The organism is Bradyrhizobium sp. P5_C11_2 (assembly GCF_054049755.1).
Genome location: NZ_JBFULT010000036.1, coordinates 1 through 20,788, shown reverse-complemented (window position 1 = coordinate 20,788; position 20,788 = coordinate 1). Strand labels below are relative to the sequence as shown.

The 20,788-nt window shown below is 66.1% G+C and carries 22 protein-coding genes; 13 read left to right on the top strand and 9 right to left on the bottom strand.

Going from position 1 to position 20,788, the window contains the following annotated elements:
• Positions 1-52 precede the first annotated feature (52 nt).
• The 3 genes from ACXJL8_RS06380 to ACXJL8_RS06370 are packed head-to-tail and all read left to right on the top strand — an operon-like array spanning position 53 to position 3,856.
• On the top strand, positions 53-550 hold the full coding sequence (locus ACXJL8_RS06380; RefSeq protein WP_456621702.1) for a (2Fe-2S)-binding protein: 498 nt from the start codon (positions 53-55) through the stop codon (positions 548-550).
• Positions 547-1,602 carry an FAD binding domain-containing protein gene (locus ACXJL8_RS06375; RefSeq protein ID WP_456621701.1) on the top strand — a complete coding sequence of 352 codons (1,056 nt, stop codon included), beginning with the start codon at positions 547-549 and terminating at the stop codon, positions 1,600-1,602. Before ACXJL8_RS06380 ends, ACXJL8_RS06375 begins: the two co-directional genes overlap by 4 nt.
• Positions 1,595-3,856, top strand: coding sequence for a xanthine dehydrogenase family protein molybdopterin-binding subunit (locus ACXJL8_RS06370; protein ID WP_456684758.1), 2,262 nt, complete (start codon positions 1,595-1,597; stop codon positions 3,854-3,856). The genes ACXJL8_RS06375 and ACXJL8_RS06370 overlap by 8 nt, the downstream gene beginning before the upstream one ends.
• A 42-nt stretch (positions 3,857-3,898) precedes the next feature.
• On the opposite strand, the gene ACXJL8_RS06365 is transcribed toward ACXJL8_RS06370, so the two are convergent.
• Both ACXJL8_RS06365 and ACXJL8_RS06360 read right to left on the bottom strand, forming a co-directional pair.
• Positions 3,899-4,051: a hypothetical protein gene (locus ACXJL8_RS06365; protein ID WP_456621699.1), complete on the bottom strand. Its 153-nt coding sequence runs from the start codon at positions 4,049-4,051 to the stop codon at positions 3,899-3,901.
• A gap of 195 nt (positions 4,052-4,246) precedes the next feature.
• Positions 4,247-4,795 (bottom strand): cupin domain-containing protein, encoded by a 549-nt coding sequence (locus ACXJL8_RS06360; RefSeq protein ID WP_456621698.1) that lies wholly within the window; start codon positions 4,793-4,795, stop codon positions 4,247-4,249.
• Positions 4,796-4,943: 148 nt separating this feature from the next.
• Here ACXJL8_RS06360 and ACXJL8_RS06355 point away from each other — a divergent pair, with 148 nt between their 5' ends.
• Both ACXJL8_RS06355 and ACXJL8_RS06350 read left to right on the top strand, forming a co-directional pair.
• A complete protein-coding gene (locus tag ACXJL8_RS06355) occupies positions 4,944-6,272 on the top strand; it encodes an aminotransferase class III-fold pyridoxal phosphate-dependent enzyme (protein WP_456621697.1) in 1,329 nt (442 codons plus the stop codon).
• Positions 6,273-6,342: 70 nt separating this feature from the next.
• Positions 6,343-7,608 carry a D-amino acid dehydrogenase gene (locus ACXJL8_RS06350; protein WP_456621696.1) on the top strand — a complete coding sequence of 422 codons (1,266 nt, stop codon included), beginning with the start codon at positions 6,343-6,345 and terminating at the stop codon, positions 7,606-7,608.
• 153 nt (positions 7,609-7,761) lie between these two features.
• Here the strand turns inward: ACXJL8_RS06350 and ACXJL8_RS06345 are convergent, their stop codons facing one another.
• A complete protein-coding gene (locus ACXJL8_RS06345; protein ID WP_456684757.1) occupies positions 7,762-8,430 on the bottom strand; it encodes a helix-turn-helix domain-containing protein in 669 nt (222 codons plus the stop codon).
• Between the two features lie 183 nt (positions 8,431-8,613).
• Between ACXJL8_RS06345 and ACXJL8_RS06340 the strand changes: the two genes are divergently transcribed.
• The 4 genes from ACXJL8_RS06340 to ACXJL8_RS06325 are packed head-to-tail and all read left to right on the top strand — an operon-like array spanning position 8,614 to position 12,092.
• Positions 8,614-9,378: an ABC transporter substrate-binding protein gene (locus ACXJL8_RS06340; protein WP_456621694.1), complete on the top strand. Its 765-nt coding sequence runs from the start codon at positions 8,614-8,616 to the stop codon at positions 9,376-9,378.
• 28 nt (positions 9,379-9,406) lie between these two features.
• Positions 9,407-10,060 carry an amino acid ABC transporter permease gene (locus ACXJL8_RS06335; protein WP_456621693.1) on the top strand — a complete coding sequence of 218 codons (654 nt, stop codon included), beginning with the start codon at positions 9,407-9,409 and terminating at the stop codon, positions 10,058-10,060.
• A complete protein-coding gene (locus ACXJL8_RS06330; protein WP_456621692.1) occupies positions 10,057-10,788 on the top strand; it encodes an amino acid ABC transporter ATP-binding protein in 732 nt (243 codons plus the stop codon). Before ACXJL8_RS06335 ends, ACXJL8_RS06330 begins: the two co-directional genes overlap by 4 nt.
• Positions 10,789-10,799: 11 nt before the next feature.
• Positions 10,800-12,092 carry an NAD(P)/FAD-dependent oxidoreductase gene (locus ACXJL8_RS06325; RefSeq protein WP_456621691.1) on the top strand — a complete coding sequence of 431 codons (1,293 nt, stop codon included), beginning with the start codon at positions 10,800-10,802 and terminating at the stop codon, positions 12,090-12,092.
• Between the two features lie 29 nt (positions 12,093-12,121).
• Here ACXJL8_RS06325 and ACXJL8_RS06320 read toward each other — a convergent pair whose 3' ends face one another.
• From ACXJL8_RS06320 to ACXJL8_RS06305, 4 genes are all read right to left on the bottom strand, one after another.
• Positions 12,122-12,373, bottom strand: a complete 252-nt coding sequence (locus tag ACXJL8_RS06320; RefSeq protein ID WP_456621690.1) for a hypothetical protein — start codon at positions 12,371-12,373, stop codon at positions 12,122-12,124.
• 35 nt (positions 12,374-12,408) lie between these two features.
• A complete protein-coding gene (locus ACXJL8_RS06315) occupies positions 12,409-12,606 on the bottom strand; it encodes a hypothetical protein (protein ID WP_456621689.1) in 198 nt (65 codons plus the stop codon).
• Between the two features lie 287 nt (positions 12,607-12,893).
• Positions 12,894-13,112: a hypothetical protein gene (locus tag ACXJL8_RS06310; RefSeq protein WP_456621688.1), complete on the bottom strand. Its 219-nt coding sequence runs from the start codon at positions 13,110-13,112 to the stop codon at positions 12,894-12,896.
• Between the two features lie 92 nt (positions 13,113-13,204).
• A complete protein-coding gene (locus ACXJL8_RS06305) occupies positions 13,205-14,794 on the bottom strand; it encodes a gamma-glutamyltransferase family protein (RefSeq protein WP_456621687.1) in 1,590 nt (529 codons plus the stop codon).
• Between the two features lie 88 nt (positions 14,795-14,882).
• Between ACXJL8_RS06305 and ACXJL8_RS06300 the strand changes: the two genes are divergently transcribed.
• A complete protein-coding gene (locus tag ACXJL8_RS06300) occupies positions 14,883-15,656 on the top strand; it encodes an enoyl-CoA hydratase-related protein (RefSeq protein ID WP_456621686.1) in 774 nt (257 codons plus the stop codon).
• A 185-nt stretch (positions 15,657-15,841) separates the two neighbouring features.
• Here the strand turns inward: ACXJL8_RS06300 and ACXJL8_RS06295 are convergent, their stop codons facing one another.
• Together ACXJL8_RS06295 and ACXJL8_RS06290 are read right to left on the bottom strand one after the other, a co-directional pair.
• Positions 15,842-16,018: a hypothetical protein gene (locus tag ACXJL8_RS06295; protein WP_456621685.1), complete on the bottom strand. Its 177-nt coding sequence runs from the start codon at positions 16,016-16,018 to the stop codon at positions 15,842-15,844.
• Between the two features lie 10 nt (positions 16,019-16,028).
• Entirely contained in the window at positions 16,029-16,262 is a 234-nt protein-coding gene (locus tag ACXJL8_RS06290) for a DUF6894 family protein (RefSeq protein ID WP_456621684.1), read from the bottom strand.
• 211 nt (positions 16,263-16,473) lie between these two features.
• On the opposite strand from ACXJL8_RS06290, the gene ACXJL8_RS06285 reads away from it, so the two are divergent.
• The 3 genes from ACXJL8_RS06285 (at position 16,474) to ACXJL8_RS06275 (ending at position 20,608) form a co-directional block, all read left to right on the top strand.
• Entirely contained in the window at positions 16,474-18,549 is a 2,076-nt protein-coding gene (locus ACXJL8_RS06285; protein ID WP_456684756.1) for a PQQ-dependent sugar dehydrogenase, read from the top strand.
• The gene (locus tag ACXJL8_RS06280) at positions 18,506-19,447 is read left to right on the top strand and encodes an SMP-30/gluconolactonase/LRE family protein (protein WP_456621682.1); all 942 of its coding nucleotides are present in this window, start codon (positions 18,506-18,508) and stop codon (positions 19,445-19,447) included. Before ACXJL8_RS06285 ends, ACXJL8_RS06280 begins: the two co-directional genes overlap by 44 nt.
• Before the next feature lie 135 nt (positions 19,448-19,582).
• Positions 19,583-20,608: a histone deacetylase family protein gene (locus ACXJL8_RS06275; RefSeq protein ID WP_456621681.1), complete on the top strand. Its 1,026-nt coding sequence runs from the start codon at positions 19,583-19,585 to the stop codon at positions 20,606-20,608.
• Positions 20,609-20,788: the final 180 nt, after the last annotated feature.

The window sequence follows — 20,788 nt, the reverse complement described above, 5'->3', positions numbered from 1 at the left end:
GGCGGTGGCGCGCCACGCGATCACTCATGCCCATATCTGATCGGAGCCTTGTATGAACCACTCCATCAGCCTCACCGTGAACGGTGCGCGGCGCGACTTCGTCCTCGACGATCCGCGCGTCACGCTGCTCGATCTCCTGCGTGAGCGCCTCGACCTGACCGGAACCAAGAAAGGATGCGACCGCGGCCAGTGCGGCGCCTGCACCATTCTCGTCGACGGCAGGCGGATCAATTCCTGCCTCGCGCTCGCCATCAGCCATGACGGCGCCGACATCCTCACCATCGAAGGCGTCGCGCGCGGCGACCAGCTTCACCCGGTGCAGGCCGCCTTCATCGCCCATGACGGATTCCAGTGCGGCTTCTGCACGCCCGGCCAGATCATGAGCGCGATCGGCATGATGCAAGAGGCGCAGGCCGGCAACGATCCCGAGCGCATCCGCGAATGCATGAGCGGCAATCTCTGCCGCTGCGGCGCCTATGCCGGCATCGTCGATGCCGTGCTCGAGGCGCAGGCCGGCATGGACGAATCCAATCAGAGGCGCTCCGCATGAAACCGTTCGATTATGTCAGGCCGGCCACGGTCACCGAAGCCGTTGCCGCCGCCGCCCAGCCGGGCGCCGTCTATCTCGCCGCCGGCACCAACCTGCTCGATCTGATGAAGGGGAATATCAGCCGGCCTGATCGCCTGGTCGATGTCACTCATCTCGAAGGGCTCGACCGGATCGAGCATCTTGCCGACGGCGGAATGCGCATCGGTGCGCTCGTGAGCAATGCCGATCTTGCGCATGATGCCGAATTCGCAAGGTCCTATCCGGCCGTGGCGGAAGCGCTGCTCTCCGGCGCGTCCGCGCAACTGCGCAATGCTGCCACCGTCGGCGGCAATCTGCTGCAACGGACCCGCTGCGCGTATTTCTACGACACCGCCAGCCGTTGCAACAAGCGCGAGGCCGGCAGCGGCTGCGATGCGCGGCAGGGCGAGAATCGCAGCCACGCCGTTCTCGGCTGGAGCGAAAGCTGCATCGCCACGCATCCTTCCGATTTCTGTGTTCCACTGGTCGCGCTCGATGCGGTCGTCGAGATCGAGGGCAGGAACGGCCGGCGCGAAATCGCACTCGACGAATTGCATCGCTTGCCCGGCGATGCGCCGGAGCGCGACGCCACGCTCGAGCCCGCTGACCTCATCGTCGCGGTGCGTCTGCCGCCTGCGGCACGCGGCTTCGCCGCGCATGCGCGCTACCTCAAGGTTCGCGAGCGCACGTCCTACGCCTTCGCCGTCGTCTCGACCGCCGCTGCGTTGCGGATCGAGAACGGCAAGATCAAGCAGGCGCGGCTTGCACTCGGCGGCGTCGCCGCAAAGCCGTGGCGCGCCCGCGCGGCGGAAGACGTGCTCAAGGACGTCGCGCCGACGGCGGACGCCTTCCAGGAGGCCGCCTGGCGCGCGCTCACCGACGCAAAGCCGTCCGGCGACAATGCCTTCAAGATCGAGCTCGCGCGCCGCATCGTCGTGCGCGCGCTGACCCTTGCCGCCACCGGCACGCCTGCGCGTATCCCCGCGCTGCCGGCCTCTCCCTTTGCCTCGACGTCTGGAGCCCTCCATGTCTGAGCTCAACCTGACCAGCGCGCCCGCCCATCTGCGGCACGGCTCGAGTATCGGCCAGCCGCTGACCCGCCGCGACGGCATCCTCAAGGTCAAGGGGCAGGCGACCTACGCCGCCGACAATCATCCGCCCGGCATGCTGTTTGCCGTGATGGCGGTTTCCAGCATCGCACGCGGCCGTGTGACCTCGCTCGATGTCACTGCTGCCAAGCGCCATCCCGGCGTGGTCGATGTCATGACGTCGAGCCACAAGCCGCAGCTTGCGATCGACCCCGAGCTCAAGACCAATCCGTTCGTATTCCGGATGGAGGTGTTGCAGAGTGACGAGGTCCGCTACGCCAACCAGCCGATCGCCGTCGTGATCGCCGAGACGCTGGAGGCGGCGACGGAAGGCGCGGTGCTGCTGGCGCCGCGCTACGAGACGCTGCCCGCGCGCGTCGGGCTCGACGCCGGCGAAAGCTTCGTGCCGCCCGTCGTCGGCGTCGGCAACCCGACGGAAATTCACCGCGGCGATGTCGAGGCCGGCCTTGCTTCGGCGGAGAAGCGGATCGAAGCCGTCTACGAGACGCCGCCGCAATATCACAACGCGATGGAGCCGCATGCGATCGTCGCGTCGTGGGACGGCGACAATCTCTCGATCGATATGCCGACCCAGGGCCTGATGCTGTCGCTCGCGCGCATCGCCGAATTGTTCGGCATCGGGCACGACAAGATTCACATCCGCAGCCCGTTCCTCGGTGGTGGCTTCGGCTCCAAGGGGCTGATGGCAGGGCCGCAGACCCTCGGCATCATGGCTGCCAAGCTGGTCGGCAAGCCGGTCAAGCTCGTGCTGCGCCGGGAGCAGATGTACGGCCCGGTCGGTCATCGCGCGCCGACACGTCAGCGGCTGCGCATCGGCACCGATGGTGACGGACGCCTGACCGCGCTCGATCACCACGCAAGGACCGTGTCGAGCACGTTCGACGATTTCTACGAGCCCGCGGCCGATGCATCGCACACGCTCTATGCGGCGCCTGCGATCCGCACCGCGCACGATGCGGTGCGCGTCAACACCGGCACGCCGCTGTTCATGCGCGCACCGGGCGAGGCGACTGGCTCGATTGCGCTGGAAAGTGCGATCGACGAGATGGCCTGGGCCTGCGGCGTCGATCCGCTCGCCTTCCGCTTGAAGAACTACGCCGAGGTCGAGCCGATCACGGGAAAACCGTTTTCCTCGAAGGCGCTGCGTGCCTGCTACGAGCAGGGTGCGGCGCGCTTCGGCTGGGCCAAGCGTTCGCTTCAGCCGCGGCAGATGCGCGACGATGCCGGCCTTCTGGTCGGCTGGGGCATGGGCACCGCGACCTTCCCGGCGCTGATGTTCCAGGCGGAAGCCCGCGCGGCGATCCGCCGCGACGGTAGCGGCGCCATGGAGATCGGCGCGCATGACATGGGGCAGGGCGCCTGGACGGCGCTGGCCCAGATCGCGGCCGATGCCGTCGGCCTCGATATCGACCGTGTCGAGTTCAAGGCGGGTACCTCCGACTTGCCCGACGCCGGCATCGCCGGCGGCTCGGCGCACACGGCGACCGCGGGTGCCGCGATCCACAGCGCCGGCGCGGCCGTGATTGCAAAACTCGCCGACCTCGCCACGAACGATGAGCRTTCGCCGCTGTTCGGTGCCGGCAACGCCGGCGTCACCGCGCGTGACGGAAAACTGTTCCGGCGCGACGACGAGAGCCGCGGCGAGAGCTACGCCGAGATTCTCGCGCGCGCGGGCCTCGCCGAGGTCGAGGCGCGCGGCACGGGCGCGCCGAACCCTGCGGCGATGGAAGAATATGCGATGCACGCCCACGGCGCGGTGTTCGCGGAGGTGAAGGTCGATCCCGAACTCGGCCAGATCCGCGTCACGCGCATGGTCGGCGCCTTCGCGGCCGGGCGCATCGTCAATCCGCATCTGGTCAGGAGCCAGCTGTTCGGCGGCATGATCTGGGGCATGTCGTTCGCGCTGCACGAGGAGGCGATCACCGACCGCCGCAGCGGCCGGATCATGAACGCCAATCTCGGCGAGTACCACATCCCCGTGAATGCCGACGTGCCGCCGCTCGACGTGATCACGGTCGAGGAGCACGATCCGCACGTCAATGCGCTCGGCATCAAGGGCGTCGGCGAGATCGGCATCACCGGCAGCGCCGGCGCGGTCGCCAATGCCGTCTGGCACGCGACCGGYGTACGCGTTCGCCGCTTTCCSATCCGGATCGAGGAGTTGTTGACGCAGCTCTGAGGCCTCAGGCGGGGCGGGGCTCTCTCGTCCCGTCGCGGTCCTTCAATTCATCATCCTGCGGAGAGCCTTGATCTGCTCTCTCTGCGCCTCGATGTATTTCTGGATGGCCTCGCGGACCTCCCGCGAGCGGAGCTTGTCGGTGTCGCGCTGAACTTCGTTGAGCGCGGCCTCTGCATCAGCGAGAGCGGTCTTCATTGCGAGCCCTGTTACGAAGCGGCCCCGGATTGCCTAGGAGTCCGGGGCCATAACCTCAGCACCTCTACGCCAGGCTGCTCGGCTACGGTTCGCAACATATAGAGGATCGCCGTGCGGAAATTGAGGTGCCTCAAGCACCGTACGATTCCGGGGGCTCCGTAAGATTCCGGATGGCGTTCACGACGCTGTCGCGGCTCAAAACGTCGGCGGCGTGCAGGCCGAGATCACCTCGCACGGCTTGCCGCCGACGCAGCGGAAGCGATGCGGGCGGCGGCTCTCGAAATAATAGGCATCGCCGGGATTGAGGATGCGTCGCTCGTCCTCGACAGTGACCTCGAGCTTGCCGGAGATCACGATGCCGCCTTCCTCGCCATCATGCACCAGGTGAACGCGTCCGGTGTCGCTGCCGGGCTCGTAACGCTCCTTCAGGATCTGCAAGCTGCGGCCGAACAGATTGTCGCCGATCTGGCGGTAGGAGATCGGCTTCTTGCCGACCTCGGTCAGCTCTTCGGCGCGGTAGAAGATCTTGCGCCGCGTCTCCGGCTCCAGCGCGAAGAACTCGGCGAGCCCCATCGGGATGCCGTCGAGGATGCGCTTGAGCGCGCCGACGCTGGGGTTCATCTGGTTGGATTCGATCAGCGAAATCGTCGAATTGGTGACGCCAGCGCGCTTGGCGAGCTCCCGCTGCGACAGCTTCTGGCGCGTCCGGATGAATCGCAGCCGCCCACCGATGTCGACGCTCATGCCCAGGTCCCTGTTGCAAGTGTTGCGGATCGCGCAAATATGGACCGGCAGCCCCTATCAAATCAATGGGTTGCCGGCATACAGAAAAGGACTTGTTGCGCTTCTATAGACGTGGCTCTGCTATCCCGTCAGCAAAGGAGCGTGGCCCGTGACCCTTCATCAGATTCCGAACACCATCAAGACCGATTCGTTCTGGATGCCGTTCACGGCCAACCGGCAGTTCAAGAAGGCGCCGCGGCTGTTCTCCTCGGCCGAGGGCATGCACTACACCACCGTCGATGGCCGCAAGGTGATCGACGGCTCCGCCGGCCTCTGGTGCGTCAATGCCGGCCACGGCCGCAAGCAGATTGCGGCAGCGGTCGAGCGCCAGCTGATGACGCTGGACTTCGCACCGTCGTTCCAGATGGGCCATCCGCTGGCCTTCGACTTCGCCGAGCGGCTCGCCGAGATCGCGCCGAAGGGCCTCGATCGCATCTTCTTTACCAACTCCGGCTCCGAGTCGGTCGACACCGCGCTGAAGATCGCGCTCGCCTATCATCGCGCCAACGGCCAGTCGAGCCGCACCCGCCTGATCGGCCGCGAGCGCGGCTATCACGGCGTCGGCTTCGGCGGCACCTCGGTCGGCGGCATGGTCGCCAACCGCCGCGCCTTCGCGACCCTGCTGCCGGGCGTCGACCACATCCGCCACACCCATGATCTCACCCGCAACGCCTTCGCCAAGGACCAGCCCGATCACGGCGCCGAGCTCGCCGACGATCTCGAGCGCCTCGTGGCCTTGCACGGCGCTGAGACGATCGCCGCCGTCATCGTCGAGCCGGTGCCGGGCTCGACCGCGGTGCTGCCGCCGCCGAAGGGCTATCTCCAGCGCCTGCGCGAGATCTGCGACAAGCACGGCATCCTCTTGATCTTCGACGAGGTCATCACCGGTTTCGGCCGCCTCGGCACGCCGTTCGCCGCCAACTTCTTCGGCGTCACGCCGGACCTGATGACGACGGCGAAGGGCATCACCAACGGCACCGTGCCCTGCGGCGCGGTRTTCGCGAGCCGCAAGGTGCACGACGGCCTGATGGTCGGCCCGGAGAACCAGATGGAGCTGTTCCACGGCTACACCTATTCGGCCCATCCGATCGCCTGCGCCGCCGGCATCGCGACGCTCGACATCTACAAGGACGAAGGCCTGCTCACGCGCGGTGCGTCGATCGCGGACTACTGGCGCGATGCGCTGCATTCGCTGAAGGGCCTGCCCAACGTCGTCGACATCCGCAATTGCGGCCTGATGGGCGCGGTCGAGCTGTCGTCGCGCGACGGCACGGTCGGTGCGCGTGGCTACGACGTCATGGTCGACTGCTTCAATCGCGGGCTGTACTTCCGCATGAGCGGCGACTCCTTCGCACTGTCGCCGCCCCTCATCGTCGAGAAGAGCCACATCGACGACATCGTGTCGATCCTGGGCGACGCCATCAAGCGGGTGGCCTGATAATTGCTCTCGCCGTTGCGAGTTGTTTCCTGGCAGCGGCGAGCGTGAGGCCGCGGGAGTTTGACGAAGCGTGAAAGTTCTGATCCTCGGCAGCGGTGTCATCGGTGTCACCTCTGCCTACTACCTCGCGCGTGCCGGTCATGAGGTGACGGTCGTCGACCGTCAACCCGAGCCGGCGCTGGAGACCTCTTTCGCCAATGCCGGCGAGGTCTCGCCCGGCTATTCCTCGCCCTGGGCCGGCCCCGGCGTGCCGGTCAAGGCGATCAAATGGCTCTTGATGAAGCACGGCCCGCTGGTGGTCCGGCCGAAGCTCGATCCCGCGATGTGGGTCTGGCTGCTCAAGATGCTGCGCAACTGCACGAGCGAGCGCTACGCGGTCAACAAGAGCCGGATGATCCCGATCGCGGAATACAGCCGCGACTGCCTGCGCGACCTGCGCCGCGACATCGGCATTCAGTATGACGAGCGCGCGCAAGGCACGCTCCAGCTGTTCCGCTACCAGTCGCAGCTCGACGGCACGGCTGAGGACATCGCCGTGCTCAAGCAGTATGGCGTGCCTTTCGAGGTGCTGAGCCGCGAGGGCTGCATCGCGGTCGAGCCGGCGCTCGCCGGCGTGAAGGAAAAGTTCGCCGGCGGGCTTCGGCTGCCGCAGGACGAGACCGGCGACTGCCACATGTTCACGCAGGCGCTGGCCAAGCACGCCGAAGCGCTCGGCGTCCGATTCATGTTCAACACCGGCATCGACCGCATCATCACGGAGGGCGCACGCGTCAGCGGTGTCGCGACCAGCGCCGGAATGTTGCAGGCAGACAGCTACGTGCTCGCGCTCGGAAGCTGGTCGTCGCGGCTCGTCGCGCCGCTCGGAATCTCACTGCCGGTCTATCCGGTGAAGGGTTATTCGATCACGGTGCCGATCAAGGACGCCTCCGGCGCGCCGGAATCGACCGTGATGGACGAGAGCTACAAGGTCGCGATCACGCGATTGGGCAATCGCATCCGCGTCGGCGGCACCGCCGAAATCTCCGGCTTCTCGACCAAGCTCTACGACGCGCGCCGCGCCACGCTCGATCACTCCTTGACCGATCTGTTCCCGCGCGGCGGCGATCTCGCCAAGGCGACCTTCTGGAGCGGCCTGCGTCCGATGACGCCGGACGGCCCGCCCGTAATCGGTCCGACGCAATACGCCAATCTCCACCTCAACACCGGCCACGGCACGCTCGGCTGGACCATGTCCTGCGGCTCCGGCCGCGTGCTCGCGGACATGCTGTCAGGCAAGAAGCCGGAGGTCGACGTCAGCGCGCTGACGGTGGACCGGTATAATCACCGGTTCGGCTGACTTCGCCTCTCCCCGCTTGCGGGGAGAGGCCGGAATTTGCGTAGCAAATTCCGGGTGAGGGGGAGTCTTCGCGAGTCTCGCTCGCACCGTTTGCGTGGAGAGGGCCCCTCACCCCAGCCCTCTCCCCGTAAGAACGGGGAGAGGGAGAAGAGCCTACCCCGCCGCGGTCACGCAGTTTACCCACAGCACCACTGCTTTCACGTCATCGGCCGGATTTGAAAACCGGTGCGGCCGCCGGCTTGYAAACCGAAAACTATCGCCCGTCTTCAGCGACCATGTCTCGCTGTCCACCGTCAGCATCATCTCGCCTTCGAGCACGAGGCCGGCCTCTTCGCCGTCATGGGTGTAGAGCTCGTCGCCCGCGGAGCCGCCGGGATCGATATGTACCAGGAACAGGTTGAGCCGGTTGTCGCTGCCCGCAGCGCTCAGCAATTGTTTCGAAATTCCGCTGCGCCAGAGTTTTAGTTCCGGCCGCTGAAGCCCGCGCGTCACCACCTGGTCGGAGGCACCGTCGGCACTTGGGCTCGCACCGAACAAAGCGGCCATGCCGACACCCAGCACGTCGGAGAGCGTCGCCAGCACGCGCAGCGACGGCGACGACAGGCCGCGCTCGATCTGGCTGAGGAAGCCGATCGAAAGCGAGGTGCGCTCCGCCACCGTTTCAAGCGAGAGTTGCCTGACGCGCCTGAGATCGCGGATGCGGCGGCCGACCGCGACGTCCATCGCAGGCTCCGCCGGCTTGGTGACGGCCTTGACCTTCACCTTGGCCCTCGCCTCGGCCTTCACCTTCCCGGCCGGCTTTGCCGCGGCCGGTTTGCGCATTCTTTTGCCACCGCTCACGTCAAACCGCTTCCTTCATGTGCATGAAAACCGCTTGCATCGTCCGCGGAAGTGTGACCAAATTTTCATATTGGTGAAAATAGGCTGAAACGGCTTGGCCCGCAACGTCTCTCGTTCCGACACCGCGCGCCTCGCCGCCACCGGCCGAATCCAAAGGGGATTGCGATGGCGTTGAAGCGTTTTGTCCAGGCCGCAGTCGCGGCGCTCGCGATGGCCGCGGTCGTGCCGGCTTCGGCGCAGCAGGTGCTGAAGGTCGGCTCGACGCCGACAGGCATTCCCTTCACCTTCCTCGACACCAAGACCAACACCATCCAGGGCATCATGGTCGATCTCATCACCGAGATCGGCAAGGACGCCGGCCTCAACGTGCAGATCGAGCCGATGGCGTTCTCGGCGCTGATTCCGTCGCTGACCTCGAGCAAGATCGACATCATCGCGGCTGCGATGTTCATCACGGCGCCGCGCAAGGAGGTCGTCGACTTCTCCGACCCGATCTACACCTATGGTGAAGGCCTCGTCGTGCCGAAGGGTGACACGAAGGCTTACGCCACGCAGGACGACCTGAAGGGCGAGACGGTCGGCGCGCAGGTCGGCACCGCCTTCGTCGACGCGCTGAAGAAGTCCGGCCTGTTCGCCGACGTCAAGGCCTACGACACCATTCCCGACATCCTGCGCGACGTGAACACCGGCCGCCTCAAGGCCGGCTACGCCGACTACCCGATCCTCGCCTACAATCTGAAGCAGGGCGGCTTCCCCGAGGTGCGGCTCGTCGACAGCTACAAGCCGGTCACGGTCGGCTCGGTCGGCATCGGCGTCCGCAAGGGCGAGAGCGCGCTGCTCGGCAAGATCAACGCCTCGCTCGCCAAGCTGAAGGCCAACGGCACCATCGACAAGATTCTCGAAAAATGGGGCCAGAAGGCACAGGGCTGATGGCTAGAGGCCGATCGAAGGCTGCCCGATGAAAGGCTTTTGGCACGACGCCGTCGAGTTCTTCCCGATCCTGATGAGCGGCGTCGCGTTGACGATCGTCGTCACCATCGGCTCGCTGCTGCTCTCGACCGTGCTTGGCCTCGTCTGGGCAATGATGCGGGTCTCCGGCATCAAGGCCCTGTCGATGCTCAGCGCCAGCCTGATCAACGTGATCCGGGGTATCCCGATCATCGTGCTGCTGTTCTACCTCTATTTCGTGATGCCCGATCTCGGCGTGACGCTCTCCGCGTTGCAGGCCGCAATCCTCGGACTCGGCATCGCCTATTCGGCCTATCAGGCGGAAAACTTTCGCGCCGGCATCGAGGCGATCGACAAGGGCCAGATCGAGGCGGCGCAGTCGATCGGCATGGGCTGGTGGCTGACGATGCGCCGCGTGGTGCTGCCGCAGGCGGTGCGCATCGTGCTGCCGCCTTACGGCAACGTCATGATCATGATGCTGAAGGATTCCTCGCAAGCCTCCACGATCACGGTCGCCGAGCTCGCGCTGCAAGGCAAGCTGATCGCGTCCTCGACCTTCAAGAACACCAACGTGTTCACGCTGGTGGCGCTGATGTATCTCACCATGAGCATTCCGCTGATCCTGCTGGTCCGTCACTTCGAGAAGCGGGCGGGCAAGAAATGATCGAGCTCACCGACGTTCACAAGAGCTTTGGCGAGAACGAGGTGCTCAAGGGCATCACGGCGAAGGTCGAGAAGGGCGAGGTGGTCTGCATCATCGGTCCCTCCGGCTCCGGCAAGTCGACCATCCTGCGTTGCATCAACGGGCTGGAAAGCTACGACCGCGGCGAGATCAATGTCGAAGGATTGAAGGTCGACCGCGATGCACCGTCGATCGTGAAAGTCCGCACACAGGTCTCGATGGTGTTTCAGCGCTTCAACCTGTTTCCGCATCGCACGGTGCTGGAAAACGTCGTCGAGGGGCCGCTCTATGTGAAGAAGGAGGCGCGTGCGCCAGTGCTCGAGCGTGGCCGCGCGCTGCTCGCGCAAGTGGGCCTCGCCGAGAAGGCCGACGCGCATCCGCCGCAGCTCTCCGGCGGCCAGCAGCAGCGCGTCGCGATCGCGCGCGCGCTCGCGATGCAGCCCAAGGCGATCCTGTTCGACGAGCCGACCTCGGCGCTCGACCCGGAGCTCGTCGGCGACGTTCTCGGCGTGATGCGCAAGCTCGCCGACGACGGCATGACCATGGTCGTCGTCACCCATGAGATGGGCTTTGCCCGCGACGTCGCCGACCGCGTGCTGTTCATCGACGGTGGCGTCATCGTCGAGCAGGGACAGGCCAAGGCCGTCCTCAATCAACCCCAGCATCCGCGCACGCAGGACTTCTTGCACCGCGTGCTGCATCCGCTCTGATCGGTCTTGATATGAACGCGCCTGCCCGCCTTCCGCTGCCACCCTCGCTCTATGCCGACACCGCGGTCGCGGCGACCGCGACGCCGCCGCTCGATGCGGACAGGAACGTCTCGGTCGCGATCATCGGCGGCGGCTTCACCGGCCTCTCCACCGCGCTGCATCTGGCGGAGCAGGGTGTCGAGGCGCTGGTGCTCGAGGCGCAGGAGCCCGGCTGGGGCGCGTCGGGCAACAATGGCGGCCACACCAATCCCGGGCTGAAGCACGATCCCGATCAGATCGAAGCCGATTTCGGCACCGATCTCGGCCGCCGCATGATCGAGTTCTCCTACGGCACCACGAACTTCACCCACGATCTGATCCGCCGCTACCAGATTCCCTGCGAGGCGCGGCAGAACGGCACGCTGCGCGCGGCCTATAATGAGGCGAGCGCCGCCGCAATCGACAAGACCGCGCAGCAATGCATCCGCCGCGGCATGCCGGTGAAGCTGCTGAACCGCGACCAATTGCGCGAGATGACCGGGACCGATCGCTATCTCTGCGCCATGCTGGACGCCCGCGGCGGCGATCTGCATCCGCTGAGCTACGTCCGTGGCCTCGCGCGCGCCGCGATCTCCGCCGGCGCCATGGTGCACGGCGAGACGCCGGCGCTGTCGCTGCGCCGCGAGGGCGGCCGCTGGCGCATCGAGACGCCGCGTGCGGTCGTGCACGCCGAGAAGGTGCTGCTCGCGACCAACGGTTTCACCGATGATCTCTGGCCCGCACTCCGCCGCACCATCGTGCCGGTGTTCTCCTCGATCGCCGCCACCGCGCCGCTCTCCGACGCGGTCGCCCGTTCGATCATGCCGACGCGCCCCGTCCTCTACGAGAGCGGCCACATCACGGTCTATTACCGGATCGACCAGCACAATCGTCTGCTGATGGGCGGGCGCGGCCCGATGCGCTGGATCAGCTCGCCGTCCGACGTCGCCTATCTCATGCGCTATGCCGAGCGGCTGTGGCCGCAGCTTGCGGGCGTTGCCTGGACCCACGGCTGGAACAGCCGGCTCGCGATCACCAAGGATCATTATCCGCATGTGCACGAGCCGGCCGAAAGCATTTTGGTCTCGCTCGGCTGCAACGGCCGCGGCGTCGCGCTTGCGACCGCGATGGGCGCCCAGCTCGCGCGCCGCCTGATCGGTGGCGCCAAGGCCGAGATCGACATGCCGATCACCGGCATCAAGCCGATCCCGATGCACGCGTTCTGGCCGGTGGGAGTGATGAGTGCGGTGATCGCGGGCCGGGTGCGCGACCGGCTGGGGATCTAGCGAATCCAGGGGCGGGAACGAACGTCGTTCTAGTCCGGCCTCAGCAGGCGCGGAACCGCGAGATCGAATCGCTGCTTGAGATCGTCGATGACGTTGAGCGCATGGGCGCGATAGAAACAATCGTCCACTGAGGCCGATCGACTGATGGTCCCGGTCCAGCCATAGGCGTCGTCGAAAACGAACAGCGTCATCCCCGGAGGCCAGGGACCGTGCAGCGCGCTCGCCTGTTCGACGATCAGGTCCTGAAGCTCGTAGGCCGTCTTGAAGGTCTTGCGGCGCATGGCTGATCCCGTCTGTCGCTGCAGCAAGCCGCTCTCTATCCGTCGAGCTCCTCAAACTCGTCCGGCGACAGCACGCGGCCGCGCGGCGTGCATATTCTCACGTCCAGATATCCCTCCTGCAGGAGCTCTCTCGCCTTCTTCAGCGCCGCTACCGCCGTGTCGCGGCTCAGTTTGACGTTGCCGGACAGGTCTCTGCCGCTGATCAGGAATTGCAGCTGTGTCGTCCTATCCATGCAGAAGGCCTACGGCCGGGATAACGGGCGCTGGAACGAAGGGCATGATCGCCGGCGACACATTCCAGTCGGCGAGGTGGAACCGGCACATGAACGCTCTCCATCTTCGGCGGGAGCGTTCGTGACCCTCAGTCACCGGTAGATGCCAGAAAAAGGACGGTGATCGGCAACCCTACGCCCGCGTTGCCAGGATAGCCAGCGTTAAAGGATCGCGTGCGAACCGGTCGGAGATCTGGACGGCGCCGCCCCGTTTGGGGGCGACGCGCATATTCAGTTGATCCGGGGTATCAGCAGCGACCCTGCTTCCACAGGCCGGGCGGGCAGCCCATGCCGCGCCAGCCGACCTTGCGTCCGTGATGCCATCCGGGCGGCGTGCCGTGATGATGATGTCCCATCGCGTGGCCATAACCGTGTCCATGTCCATGACCACCCTTTGCAAGCGCAGGGTTGGTCAGCGTGAAACCRGCCGCAATGATCAGCGGCGCGGCGAGCGCAAGTTTCTTCATGATGTCCTCCAGTGGGGCGAGCGCACTTGTCCGTTCAAATGAACGGACCGTGCGCAGGCAAGTTCCCTGCGAATGTGGAGGAGTCGTGACGCTCAGCCTTCCGCCACCGCATCGGCCCAGGGCTGGAAAATCTCGACCGCGCCGGAGTTGACGTCGCCCTCGCGCATTACCACGCTCGGGCAGGCGAACTTCTGCGGCAAGGACTGTACCCGCGCTTCCTCATAGTCGAAGCGCGCCGCCAGCGTCTTGCGCACCTCCGCCGGCAGACGGGCATCGCCGATCACGACCGCGCCTTCGCTGGCGTCGATGCGCGGCTGGTGGATCGCAGCATCGAGGTCCATGCCAAAGTCCAAGACAAAGGACACCAGCTGCGTCACCGCCGGCAGGATGCGTCGGCCGCCGGAGGCGCCGACCGCGAGGCGCTTGCCGTCGCTGGTTTCGGCGATCACGGGCGTGTAGTTGGTGAGGCAGCGCTTGCCGGGCGCCAGCGAATTGGTGGTGCCGGGCGTCGGATCGAACCACATGATGCCGTTGTTCATGGCAATCCCGGTGTGCGGCGTCACGTATTTCGAGCCGAAAGACGAGAGCAGCGTCTGCGTCACCGCGGCGACGTTGCCGTGGCGGTCGACCACGGAGAAATGCGTGGTGCAGGCCGGCGCCAGATATTCCGCGCCGAGCGAGCGCTTGCCGTCGGCATCGCCCATGTCCTTGAGCCGCTCGCGATAGGCCGATTGCAGGGCAGCGGCGTATTCGGCATAGGCGGTCGCGTCCGGCGCGCTCGCGGGGTTCAAATTCTGCTGCAACAGGCGCAGCGCGTGCGCCATCGTCGGCCCGGCCGTGAGCTCGGGTGTGGCAAACACCTTGCCGCCGCGATAGGGGATCGCGAGCGGCTCGCGCAGATGGGCGCGGAACGCGGCGAGATCCTCCACCGATAGCGCGCCGCCGTCGGCCTTGATGTCGGAGGCGATGCTTTTGGCGAGATCGCCCTGGTAGAAGTCGCGCGGTCCGGCTTCGGCGAGGTGCGACAGCGTCGCCTTCAATGTGTCCTGCGGCAGCCGGGTCTCGGACTTGATGCCCCACGGCGCGCTCGGCGGCAGGCCGTCCTTCAGGAATGCTGCCGCGCTGGCGGGATAGCGGCGAAGATCGGCCGCCGAGTTCGTGATCGTCAGCGTGGTCCACCAATCGGCCAGCAGGCCTTCGCCGGCGAGCGCGGCTGCCGGCGCGACCAGATCCTTCCACGGCAGCCTGGCGTGGCGGCGATGCGCCTCCTCCATGCCGGCGACGACGCCGGGCACGGCGATCGAGCCGGGGCCGTGGATGTTGCGGTCGTCCTTCACCCGCTGCCAGGGAAACAGATCGGAGGCTGCCCCTTCGCCGCTGAGCGGATAGTCGGCGACGCGCAGGCTCTGCGGTGCGCACATGCCGTAGTCGATCACCTCGTAGCGATTTTCCTTGGCGCGGTAGAGCACCATGGCGCCGCCGCCGCCGATGCCGCTGTTCCAGGGCTCCAGCACGTTCAGCGCGAAGGTGGTCGCGACGATCGCGTCGACGCAATCGCCGCCCGCCGCCAGCACCTGCGCGCCGACCTCGGCCGCCCGCCGCGATTGCGCGGCGACGATGCCGCCCTTGGCCTTGACGGCGGGTTTGCGGATGGTTTGGGCGAGGCTGAACTGATGAGGCATGATGTCGTCTTGTGTCTTGTCTTGGTTGGCGAAGCGCAGGGACAATGGCACATTGCCACCAACGAGAACATCCGCAGGGAGGAGCGACATGGCAGGTGTGAAACAGGCGCGGGATGGCGCGGTCGGGATCTTGACGCTCGACGAGCCGGCAAGCCTGAACGCGATGACGCCGGACCTGCTCGGCGCGCTCGCTGCCGCCGTCGCCGGGATGACGCAGGATGAGGGCGTTCGCGCCCTGATCCTGACCGGCGCGGGGCGCGGCTTCTGCTCGGGTCAGAACCTGAAAGCGTCGGGCGCGCTCGGCGAGGACATCGCGGCCGGCGTCATGCGCTTCTACTGGCCTGCGTTCAAGGCACTGCGAGAATGCCGCGTGCCCGTCGTCGTTGCCGTCAATGGCGTCGCGGCCGGCGGAGGCTTCAGCCTGGCGATGGCCGGCGACATCATTGTCGCGGCGCGCTCGGCGAGCTTCATCCAGGTGTTCAGCCGCATCGCGCTCGTGCCCGATCTCGGCTCGACCTGGCTGTTGCCGCGGCTGATCGGCCGGCAGCGCGCGCTCGAGCTGATGCTCCTGAACGAGCCGCTCACGGCCGAACGCGCCCAGGAGATCGGCCTGGTGCGGCAGGTCGTCGACGATGCGAAGCTGGTGGAGGAGGCGTTGATCCTGGCCCGCCGCCTCGCCGACGGCCCGACCCGCGCGCTGGTCGCGACGCGCGCCCTGGTCGAGGAGAGCGAGCACGCGAGCTACGAGGCCCAGTTCCGCCGCGAGATCGAGCTTCAGGCCACGATCCGCAAGAGCGCGGACGCCATCGAAGGCCGCAACGCCTTCGTCGAGAAACGCGAGGCGAAGTTTGCTGGGAGGTGAGGTGGTGCTGCGTCCCCGATTTCGTCATGGCCGGGCATAGCCGTCCGAAGGACGGCGTCGCTTCCGCTCGCCTATGTCCCGGCCATCCACGATCTTTGACGCGGATGCCAAAACAGGAATGCCCGGGACGAGCCCGGGCATGACGAGTTGGGGGAGCGGTCAGCGTAAGCGTTGAGCAGCAGGGCTCAGCGCGCGCGGTCCAGCCGGCTGGCCTGATACTTGGCGCGCCATTTCGGGCCGGGCCCGCGCATGTAGTGAAGCTCGGGGCGGTAGGGGTTGCCTGCGATCCGCACCAGCGTCAGCCACTTGGTGGCGACGAAGTTCACGGGCTGGCAGAGCAGGCTCAGTGAAGCGAGCAGCATGGCGTAGCCCTCAATGCGGCTTGCCGAGCATGGCGGCGAAGGGAAGATCGAAAATTTCTTCGCCATCGTCGTCGCTGACATGGATGACCCAGTCGCGCCAGTCCTCGTTGCTCGGCGTCAGGATCATCGAGCGCATGATCTGGGCGGCGCGGTCGCGCGCCTCGGTCAGATTGGCGACGGCGGTGCCGTAGCGATCGATCAGCGTGCCCTCGGTATTGGAGCAGTGGAAGTACATCTGAACCATACACGCCTCCTGTAGAGAGCGATTTTGATGGCAAATGGATACCATCCGAAACTACCGAAAGACATTCGGGGCGAGCCCGGTAAGGGAAACTACGGAGATTGGTCGCCGCGAAGACCCGCGGAGGTTGATCACAGGGGGGTGATGATCAACTGGACGGCGTCCTTGCAGCATGGAACTCTCGACTTTCGACGGGAAAGTCCGGGAGACCGCCGTGAATCGGCTCATATTCTGGTGCGAGCGCCCAAGTCTGCGCGCTTGTGTCGCTGCCTTCGCTGGAGCCCTGCTCAGCCTCGCCTCGGTTGCGTCTTCGGAACAGGTCCGCAAGAGCGGCTATGCGATCGGCACGGAAAGCTGCGGCAGCGGCGATCTCGGCTTTCCCAGGATCCAGATCGACATGAAGGCCGGATTTTGCGCCGGCCTCGTCGCCAGCGAGGATGACGGCCTCAAGTTTCCGCGCTCGATCATCCAGGTGCCCGGCCATGATCTCTTCGTCGTCGCCGACATGGGGGGCTGGGGCCATGCCGATGGACGGCTGCTTCTGCTCGATCCGCATGCGCCCCAAGGCCGGCGGTTCAGGGAGCTGTTGACCGGGATCGAATATCCGTTCGGCCTCGTGATCGGCCCCGACAGGAAGCTCTATGCCTCGACGGCGGAGGCGATCTTCCGGTTCGATCCGCTCGCCGACAATCCGCGAAGCACGGTCGAGACCATCGTCCGTCACATGCCGGGCCGGCGCATCACTTTGCCTAACGGCGCGAAGCTCGACGAGAGTGCGCATCCGCTCAAGCAGTTCGTGTTCGACAGGCACGGGCGGCTGTTCGTCAATGTCGGTTCGCACAGCGACGATTGCATCACGCCCGCGCCGATCACGCGGCCATGCGCGGCGGCCGAAGGGGCTTCCGCGATGGCCGCGATCTGGCTGTTCACGCCGCCTCCCGGCGGCGTCTTTCCTGCCTTGAAGCCCAACGATCCCGATCCGCCGCATGTGGTCTACGCGCGGGGCCTGCGCAATTCGATGGCGCTGGCACTGCACCCGAATTTCCCCGATGCCGGCTACGCCTTCCTGCAAGGCGAGAACGGCCGCGACCTGCCCGATATCTTCAAGCCGAACGAGGAGATCAACGCGATCGAGCAGGGCAGGCACTACGGCTGGCCCTATTGCTACGACCTATCGACGCCGAGTCCTGAATTCAGGAGCGTGCTGCAATCCGGCGTCTACAAGACACTCTGCACGGCCAATGCGCTCTACAAGCCGCCGTTCTCGCTGATGCCGCCGCACGGTGCGCCGCTCGCGATGCTGTACTATCACGGCGCAAAATTCCCGGAGCTGGAGGGCAAGCTCCTGGTCGGCCTGCACGGCTATCGCCCGACCGGCAGCCGCGTCCTCGTCTACGACGTCGACGATCACGGCTTCCCCAAGCCGGGCCCGGCGCCGGTGCGCTACCACGTCAGTTGCGCGGCCGAGCCGACCCGCAGCTTTCAGACCGACGCCGGTCAAGTGGCCGCCGCACCGTTCGACGAACTGATCGCCGGCTGGCACCGCGTCAACGGTGCGCGGCCGCAAGGGGCGCCGGTCGGCATGACGGTCGCGGAAGACGGCGCGATCTGGCTGGTCGAGGACAAGAACCAGACGGTGATCCGGATCGATCGCGCCGCGGGCGATCCGCCGGAGCCGCTCCCCTGCGACATGCGCAGCCAGGCGCAGATCGACCAGCTCGCGGCCTTCGTTGCAAAAGTCGCCCAGAACCGGATCCGGCTCACCACGCTGCGCAAGGGCCTCGTCGAAAAGCACTGCCTCGGCTGCCATTCCGATTTCGGCCTAAAGCCCGGACAATCGGATGCGGACAAGGATGCGACGATACTGCGCTTCATGCTGTCGCAGGACGGCTGGATCTATCCGGGCGATCCCGCCTCCGGCAAGCTGCGCACGCGGCTGCGCGGTCTCGGCGCGGAGAAGCTGATGCCGCCCGGCGGCGAAGGCCTGCCGAAGACGGAAGCAGGCTATACCCGCCTGCTCGATACCGMGGATCTGCTCGTTGCGAACATGGCTCCGGGAACGCGGATGCGCATCAGGCTCGGCCCGCCGCAGCGCAAGTTCTTCAGCAGGGCGAACAAGGAATGCGGCGAAATACCGGCCGCCAAGGTCGTCGTCGTGACACAAAGGAACGCTGTAGACAAACCCGGCTTCAGCCGGTTCTTCCGGCCGGCCGATCCCTATCTGAATGGCGAGTGCACCGACGACGATGGCTATTACATCCGGCAGGAATTTCTGGTGCCTGTGCAGTAGCGTCGTTCTCGTCATCGCGGCATCGTCGGCCCGGGCCGAGACCAAGCTGTTCGAGAGCGTGCAGGTGACGCCCCCCGGCGAATACACCTTCGGCATCGAGGGGCCGGCTGCCGATCCCGACGGCAATCTCTTCGTCGTGAATTTCGGCAAGTCCGGCACCATCGGCAAGCTGCCCGCAGGCGGCGCGGCCTCGGAGCCATTCACGGCGCTTCCCGAAGGCAGCGTCGGCAATGCCATCCGGTTCGCGCGCGACGGCACGATGTTCATCGCCGACTACAAGAAGCACAACATCTTCGCGATCCCGAAGGGCGCGACCGAGCCGGCCATCTGGTTTCACTCCGACGAGATGAAGCAGCCCAACGACATCACGGTCGCCGGCGACGGCACGATCTATGCGAGCGATCCGAACTGGAAGGGCCGGGAAGGCCACATCTGGCGCATCGCCAAAGCCGCCGACGGCTCGGTGCAGGGGCAGGTCATGGCCGCGCCGCGCGCGATGGGCACCACCAACGGCATCGATCTCAGCCCCGACGGAAAGACGCTCTATGTCGGCGAATCCAGCAGCGGGCAGATCTGGGCCTACGCTGTCAGCGGCAACGAACTCACCAATGCCAGACTCGTCAAGGCATTCCAGCCCGACACCATCGACGGGCTGCGCACCGATGTCGGCGGTCGTCTCTATGTCGCGCGCATCCTCAAGGGCACGATCGCGATGATGAAGCCGAACGGCGCGGTCGAGCGCGAGATCGCGCTGAAGGGCAAGGAGCCGACCAACCTCGCCTTCGGCGGCAGCGATGGCAAGACCGTCTTCGTCACGCAGCGCCAGGGCGGCTTCATCGAGTCCTTCCGCACCGACCAGCCGGGCCGCGAGCATTGCCTTCAGCGCGGCCGCTGCTGAACGCTTCAAAGGCGGTCTGCTCCCGGCGCAGAGCGGTGCGACAGGAGCGGCACTCTTCTTGCTTGCATCGGGCCGCCGCAGGGATTTAGACATCTGTGGGCACCGTTAGAGAGCATGCGACCACGGAGTGTTTGAGTGAAAGCCGTCCATACCGAACTGCACCGCAGCCATGATCCGCAATTCTTCCTGGTTCGCGGTGTCGTCAAGCGCACCACGGAGCAGCCCGAGCGCGCCGATCGCCTGCTCAAGGGGTTGAAGGACGGCAAGCATCAACTGGTCGAGCCGGCGGCGTTCGGGCAGGGGCCTCGCGCGCGCATTCACAGCCCGGAATATCTGTCGTTCCTCAGCGAAGCCTGGGAGGCCTGGACCGCGCTCGGCGATTCCGGTCCGGAGATGATCGGCAATATCCATCCGGTGCGCCATGCCGCGACCTATCCCACCCATATCGTCGGCAAGCTCGGCTGGCACACCGCCGACACCGCGGCGCCGATCGGCCCGGGCACTTGGGCCGCGGCCTGTGCTGCGACCGACGTTGCGGTCACGGCGGCGCAGATGGTGATGGACGGCGAGGATGCGACCTACGCGCTCTGCCGCCCGCCCGGTCATCACGCCTATCGCGACATGGCCGGCGGCTTCTGCTTCCTCAACAACAGCGCGATCGCCGCGGCGCATCTGCGGCTCAAGCACGAGCGCGTCGTGATCCTCGATGTCGATGTCCACCACGGCAACGGCACGCAGGGCATTTTCTACGCGCGCCCCGATGTCTACACGATATCGATCCATGCCGATCCGACTGCGTACTACCCCTTCGTGTGGGGCTATGCCCATGAGCGCGGCGAAGGCGAGGGGCTCGGCACCAATCTCAATATCCCCTTGGCCATCGGCACCGGCGATGACGGCTACATCCAGGCGCTGGATCGCGCGCGCAAGGCGATCGAGTCCTTTGCGCCCGGTGCCCTCGTCATCGCGCTCGGCCTCGATGCATCCGAACACGATCCGCTCAAGGGATTGGCCGTCACCACGCCGGGCTTCCGCCGCATCGGCCAGGCCATCGCGAAGATGGGCCTGCCGACCGTGTTCGTGCAGGAGGGCGGCTATCTCTCGGATATCCTGGGCGCGAATTTGACGTCGGTGCTGGCGGGATTCGAAGAGGCGCGGTGAGGCGCGTTCTTAACCTCTCCCCGCTTGCGGGGAGAGGTCGGAATTTGCGCGAGCAAATTCCGGGTGAGGGGGTACAGGTATCGCGGCAATCTCACGTGTGGAGAGAGGCCCCTCTCCCCGACCCTCTCAGCGCGAGCGAAGCTCGTCGCGGCCCCGTAAGAACGGGGAGAGGGAGAAGAA

Bases quoted from the DNA above. Each gene is read 5' to 3' on its own strand.
- ACXJL8_RS06280 (WP_456621682.1), top strand. From the start codon at position 18,506: ATGGCTATTACATCCGGCAGGAATTTCTGGTGCCTGTGCAGTAGCGTC.
- ACXJL8_RS06335 (WP_456621693.1), top strand. From the start codon at position 9,407: ATGAAAGGCTTTTGGCACGACGCCGTCGAGTTCTTCCCGATCCTGATG.
- ACXJL8_RS06360 (WP_456621698.1), bottom strand. From the start codon at position 4,795: ATGAGCGTCGACATCGGTGGGCGGCTGCGATTCATCCGGACGCGCCAG.
- ACXJL8_RS06320 (WP_456621690.1), bottom strand. From the start codon at position 12,373: ATGCGCCGCAAGACCTTCAAGACGGCCTACGAGCTTCAGGACCTGATC.
- ACXJL8_RS06325 (WP_456621691.1), top strand. From the start codon at position 10,800: ATGAACGCGCCTGCCCGCCTTCCGCTGCCACCCTCGCTCTATGCCGAC.
- ACXJL8_RS06375 (WP_456621701.1), top strand. From the start codon at position 547: ATGAAACCGTTCGATTATGTCAGGCCGGCCACGGTCACCGAAGCCGTT.
- ACXJL8_RS06300 (WP_456621686.1), top strand. From the start codon at position 14,883: ATGGCAGGTGTGAAACAGGCGCGGGATGGCGCGGTCGGGATCTTGACG.
- ACXJL8_RS06315 (WP_456621689.1), bottom strand. From the start codon at position 12,606: ATGGATAGGACGACACAGCTGCAATTCCTGATCAGCGGCAGAGACCTG.
- ACXJL8_RS06295 (WP_456621685.1), bottom strand. From the start codon at position 16,018: ATGCTGCTCGCTTCACTGAGCCTGCTCTGCCAGCCCGTGAACTTCGTC.
- ACXJL8_RS06290 (WP_456621684.1), bottom strand. From the start codon at position 16,262: ATGGTTCAGATGTACTTCCACTGCTCCAATACCGAGGGCACGCTGATC.
- ACXJL8_RS06305 (WP_456621687.1), bottom strand. From the start codon at position 14,794: ATGCCTCATCAGTTCAGCCTCGCCCAAACCATCCGCAAACCCGCCGTC.
- ACXJL8_RS06330 (WP_456621692.1), top strand. From the start codon at position 10,057: ATGATCGAGCTCACCGACGTTCACAAGAGCTTTGGCGAGAACGAGGTG.
- ACXJL8_RS06340 (WP_456621694.1), top strand. From the start codon at position 8,614: ATGGCGTTGAAGCGTTTTGTCCAGGCCGCAGTCGCGGCGCTCGCGATG.
- ACXJL8_RS06380 (WP_456621702.1), top strand. From the start codon at position 53: ATGAACCACTCCATCAGCCTCACCGTGAACGGTGCGCGGCGCGACTTC.
- ACXJL8_RS06365 (WP_456621699.1), bottom strand. From the start codon at position 4,051: ATGAAGACCGCTCTCGCTGATGCAGAGGCCGCGCTCAACGAAGTTCAG.